The organism is Eubacterium sp. MSJ-13, assembly GCF_018918235.1.
GTDB lineage: Bacteria > Bacillota > Clostridia > Lachnospirales > Lachnospiraceae > Butyribacter.
On sequence record NZ_JAHLQE010000117.1, the window covers coordinates 1 to 5546 of the forward strand.

Annotated in this window: 6 protein-coding genes; all 6 read right to left on the reverse strand. The window is 38.4% G+C overall.

What is annotated here, in order from left to right; genetic code table 11:
- On the reverse strand, positions 1-871 hold an 871-nt coding region (locus KQI69_RS07475), incomplete at its 3' end, for an AAA family ATPase (protein WP_216564734.1).
- A 158-nt stretch (positions 872-1029) separates the two neighbouring features.
- Positions 1030-1971: a thiamine pyrophosphate-dependent enzyme gene (locus KQI69_RS07480; protein WP_216564736.1), complete on the reverse strand. Its 942-nt coding sequence runs from the start codon at positions 1969-1971 to the stop codon at positions 1030-1032.
- 12 nt (positions 1972-1983) lie between these two features.
- On the reverse strand, positions 1984-3165 hold the full coding sequence (porA, locus tag KQI69_RS07485; RefSeq protein ID WP_216564737.1) for a pyruvate ferredoxin oxidoreductase: 1182 nt from the start codon (positions 3163-3165) through the stop codon (positions 1984-1986).
- A complete protein-coding gene (locus KQI69_RS07490) occupies positions 3165-3470 on the reverse strand; it encodes a 4Fe-4S binding protein (protein ID WP_216564738.1) in 306 nt (101 codons plus the stop codon). Before KQI69_RS07490 ends, porA begins: the two co-directional genes overlap by 1 nt.
- A 269-nt stretch (positions 3471-3739) precedes the next feature.
- Entirely contained in the window at positions 3740-4345 is a 606-nt protein-coding gene (locus KQI69_RS07495; protein ID WP_216564740.1) for a 2-oxoacid:acceptor oxidoreductase family protein, read from the reverse strand.
- A 254-nt stretch (positions 4346-4599) separates the two neighbouring features.
- Positions 4600-5436 (reverse strand): Cof-type HAD-IIB family hydrolase, encoded by an 837-nt coding sequence (locus KQI69_RS07500; RefSeq protein WP_216564741.1) that lies wholly within the window; start codon positions 5434-5436, stop codon positions 4600-4602.
- Between the last annotated feature and the right edge of the window lie 110 nt (positions 5437-5546).

The window sequence follows — 5546 nt, forward strand, 5'->3', positions numbered from 1 at the left end:
AAGGATTATAAATATCTTTCTTATCACCAAAAGTAAACCCATCATACCACATCTTCACCGAAGCCTTTTTATCAGATAAGCCGTATTCTTCCAATGCCCAAAAAACTTCTTCTTCAGTAAATCCAAAATAAGTCTCATATTCTCTTGATGTAGTAGTGACAACAACCAAATTATTCAGGTCAGAAAATATGCTTTCTTTAGAAACCCTTGTTATACCAGTCATTATCGCTCTTTCAAGATACGGATTTGACTTAAATGTCGCATTAAAAAAACTCCTTGTAAACGAAACAAGTTCCTCCCAATATCCATTCACATACGCTTCCTGCATTGGTGTATCATATTCATCAAGAAGAATGATAACATTTTTTCCATAATATCTGCTAAGATAATTTGACAGACTTGCTATTGCTTCCTGTGCAGTTACATCATCCATACTATATGTTATACTTTTAAGATTATTTTTTTCTTCGTCCGTCAAACTATCCCAATCTATCAAAAAATAATATTTCTGAACTTCATCGCAGATTATTCTCTTAATTCCTGCTACGGCATCCTTATAATTATTTTGTTTTACTTTTGCAAAACTAATAAAAATCACTGGATATGTTCCCTGAAGTTCACGATACTTTTCTTCTTTCCATATATCAAATCCCTCAAATAAATCCATCCTGTCCCCATACTCATTTGAAAAGAAACATTTAAGCATATCCATATTTAATGTTTTTCCAAAACGACGTGGTCTTGTTATCAGCGTAACATCATCCTGATTTTCCCACCATTCCTTTATAAACATTGTTTTATCTATATAAAAACAATCGTTTTCTATTATATTATCATATCTTTGCTTTCCGATTCCTATGACCTTCGGCATATCCACCCCTCCTCATTTAGTTCAAGAATTCTTATTACGAATATAATTATACTAACATTGTGATGTTTCGATGTAAAGCCAAAACAAGAGCATGTTATCAACATTTCTATAAATTGATACAACATGCTCCTGTCTTTATTTCCCTATATTTTTTCACATTATCTAGCACATTTATACCGAAGGTCTTCCCATCTTCTGTCTACCTCTGCCTGGAACTGGGCTATCAAGTCCTCGTTTCCTTTTTTGAAAAGATGTTTAAATCTTCCCTGCTCTCTTAAGAAATCTTCGATAGGAAGTTTCTTCTTTGGCTCATATGAAAGTATCCATTTTCCGTGGTCTACCTCAAAGAGCGGCCAGTAGCAGGTCTCTACGGCAAGTTTACAGATTTTCATTATCTCCGACGCATCATATCTCCATCCTCTTGGACATGGTGTCATGATGTTTAAGAAACTTGCTCCCTCTGTGTAGATTGCTTTCTCTGCTTTTCTGTGAATATCTTTAAAATCCTGTAAGAGTGTTGTCTGTGCAACATATGGCACATCATGGTCTGCTATGATGCTTGCAAGGTCTTTGCGGTTCTGCATCTTACCGTTAGACTGTGTTCCTACAGGTGTTGTTGTCGTGTCTGCATACATTGGTGTTGCTGATGAACGCTGAATACCCGTGTTCATGTATGCACCGTTGTCGTAACACACATATACCATGTCATGCCCTCTCTCCATTGCTCCTGAGAGTGACTGAAATCCTATGTCATATGTTCCACCGTCACCACCAAATGTGATAAATTTGAATGTCTCGTCTTTTGGAAGTTTCCCTCTCTTTTTGAGTGCCTTGTATGCCGTCTCAACACCGCTCAATGTTGCTCCTGCATTTTCAAATGCATTGTGTATGTAACTGTCTTCCCATGCCGTATATGGATACATAAATGAAGATACCTCAAGACAGCCTGTTGCATTTCCTATAACTGCGTGATCTCCCTCATGAAGTCCTCGAAGTACGGCACGAACTGCTATCGTCGCACCACAGCCTGCACACATACGGTGTCCCGGTGCAAGACGCTCTGGTTTATTCATCATTGTTTTTAAACTGTAATCTCTCATTATGGCCTCCTATTATTTGCGTAATCCGATATACTGGTACTGCTCTACTTTCTTTCCCTGCTCTACTGCTTCTTCAAGTTCAGCAAATATATCATATACTTCATTTACCGTGAAATCCCTGCCTGCAAGACCATAAATATAATTTACGGCTTCTATCATTACCTTACTTCTATAAAGTCCTGCTGTAACTTCACTTCCAAGAGGTCCGCCGTTTCCATTGTAACTTTCACAGCGATCCATAATAGCGACTGCCTTACAGCCTTTGAGTGCCTCTGCAATCTCCTCTGCCGGGAACGGACGAAATACCCTTAGTTTTAATACTCCGACTTTCTTTCCCTGCTCACGAAGATGGTCAACTGCCTCTTTTGCCGTTCCTGCTGCCGAACCCATGATAAGCATGATATAATCGGCATCTTCTGTCTTATATTCTTCAAAAAGTCCATACTCCCTGCCTGAAATCTCCTTAAATTTCTTTGCCACTTCAAGTATAACTTCTTTTGAGTTCTCTAATGCTGTCTCCTGATTTTTCTTTGCCTCCATAGCATAACTTGTCACCGAATAAGGACCTACTGCTATAGGTTTTCCAGGATTTAAAAGATATTCTTCAGGCTCGTATTCACCGACGAAATCTTTTACAAGCTCATCCTCCATAAGCTCAATATTTTCAACTGCGTGGCTTGTGATAAATCCGTCCTGACATATCATAATAGGAAGATGTACCCTCTTATCCTCTGCGATAGGATATGCCTGAATGAAATTGTCATATGCTTCCTGATTGTTCTCTGCATATATCTGAATCCATCCTGTATCTCTCGCACCCATACCGTCTGAATGGTCACAGTTAATATTAATAGGACCTGAAAGCGTACGGTTTACAAGTGTAAGTGCAAGCGGAAGTCTGTTTGATGCCGCAAGAAGAAGCTCCTCCCACATAAGTGCAAGTCCTGCTGATGATGTAGCCGTAAGACTTCTTGCTCCCGCCGCCTCTGCTCCTATTGCAGCACTCATTGATGAATGTTCACTCTCTACAGGTATAAACTCTGTATCCATCTCGCCGTTTGCAATATATGTAGATACCATCTGTGGTATTTCTGTTGAAGGTGTTATAGGAAATGCCGGCATAACATCCGGATTTACCTGACGAATAGCATATGATACTGCCTCGTTTCCCGACATACGTTCTTTGATAGCCATTATTCCGCACCCTCCTTCATCTCAATTGCCCCAAATGGACAGACTTTTGCACATATTCCACAGCCCTTGCAGTGGTCATAATCAAAATCAAGTCTCTTTCCGTCAACAACCGGAATACTCACATCCGGACAGACAGGTGCACAGAGTAAGCACTGTTTACATAAATCAGCTTTAAATACTGGTGTATTTGTTCTCCACTCTCCCGTATTAAAAAGCTTTGAAGTTCCTCCGGCAAATACCATAAGACCCTCAGTAAGCTCATCGACGGGAGTTGTCTCGTTTATCTTTGTTATATCGGTTCTCATTTTTTTCTCCAATCAATTTATTTCTTTATTACAGAGTCAATATTAATCATGCCATAGCATAAAGAGGTTTCTTAACACTGTAATATATTTTTTAAATCTTGTGTCATTTTATAAATAATGAAATAATCATGCCTTTTTAAGTCGCTATTATTTGCATTTTAAACTATAATAAAAGTTATGCTCTGCACTTTTGATGCAGAGCATATCGCCATTTTACATGGCTTAGGACAACTTATTTTTGGCATTTATTTCTTGTCAGCTATTTAAAATTAAGCACTCATGCTCATATCCTTATCAATATCTTCTGCGAGTGTATCAAATGTCATCTCAAGTGCCTGCATATTTCCATCGATTACTTCAGGCTTCTTTGCAAATTTATGCTGATATGAAGCTCTCATCTCTCTGATAAATGTATCCCTTGGCATAACATTGCTTACTGCTACTACTGCTGCGAGCATAGGTGAATTAGGGAAGTTCTTTCCAAGCGTCTTTACTGAGATATGTCTTGCATCTACAGTATAAACCCTTCCCTCATATCCCTTGAGTTTTTCTTTAATCTCATCTCTTGACCTTGGTGTGTTGATAATAATAGCACCGTCTTTCTTAAGACCTGCCGTAACATCTACTGAATCAAGAAGTGTCTCATCAACAACAACTACATAATCAGGTGTATATATATTGGAATGAATACGGATCTTGTCTTCACTAATTCTATTATAAGCCGTAATAGGTGCACCCATACGCTCCGGACCATACTCAGGAAATCCCTGAACATACTGTCCTGTCTTAAATGCTACATCTGCAAGAAGTAAAGCTGCTGTTTTTGCTCCCTGACCGCCACGACCATGCCATCTGATTTCGATTCCGTTATTCATGTTAATCCTCCATTTTATTCTTCACTTTTACTTGTCATGATGAATTAAATTCATCTTAATAATGTTTTTTTCTCAACTGCAAGTACCATTATAAACACATATAAAAAAAAGTAAATACCTTTCATTCAATTTTTTCATTTAATTGATGAAAGATATTCACTTAAACTCATTTTAGTTTTTCATTTTTTAATACAATAAGCTTATGTCATGACATTCAACACTATTGCAGTTCTTCCATTTTTATCTTATAGATACTAATCGTTTTCCCTTAATATCATCTCATATATAACCTGTGCCACACCATCCTCATCATTAGAAGCCGTTATATAATCAGCAGCAACCTTCACTTCCTCCTGTGCATTTGCCATAGCAACACCGATACCTGCATATTTTATCATTGATATGTCATTAAAACCGTCACCGCAGGCTATCATATTTTCCCTTGAACTTCCGATTATCTCACAGAGATGTTCAAGCGAAGCCGCCTTGTCTATTCCTTTCGGCGTAATCTCGATAAAAAACGGCTCGGAGCGTGACACATTTATCCTGTCACCAAATTTGTCCTTAAAAGCCTGCTCTTTTTCAGGAGCAACCTCCGGCTCTGCTGTTCCGAGACACTTATTGAGAGGGAAATCAATATATTCTATAATATTCTTTTTATATGAAACAGGCAGATGATTTATCCTAGCCTCAAGGTCGATATACTTGTCAGGTCTGTCCGCAGCGATTATCCCTGTCTTGTCATAAGATACAAGTCCTATATTAAGTTCTTCCGCCAGCTTAAACAGTTTTGGAACTATATCCTCAGGAAGTGTCTGCTGATAAATAACCTCACCCGTACCACAGTCAGTAATCTGACCACCGTTAAACGCAGCGATAAAACCTCCAAACTTGTCAAGTTTAAGTTTCTTTGCAACAGGCTCCGCCCCCGGCGTAGGTCTTCCCGTCGCAATCACAATCTTATGCCCCTGTCTCTGCATCTCCATAACCGCATCCAGAGTTTTATCAGTAATCTCCTTCTGCGAATTGGTAAGCGTGCCATCCAAATCAAGAACAAGAACCTTTTTATCTTTTCCTATTTTTGTACTCATTATTTACTACTCCTTTAAAACTAAAAATTAACTTTTCTCTACATAGAATTTATCTAGTACAACGAAAAGTCAAGCGGATATTCGCAATCCGCTTTGCTACTTGCTCATAA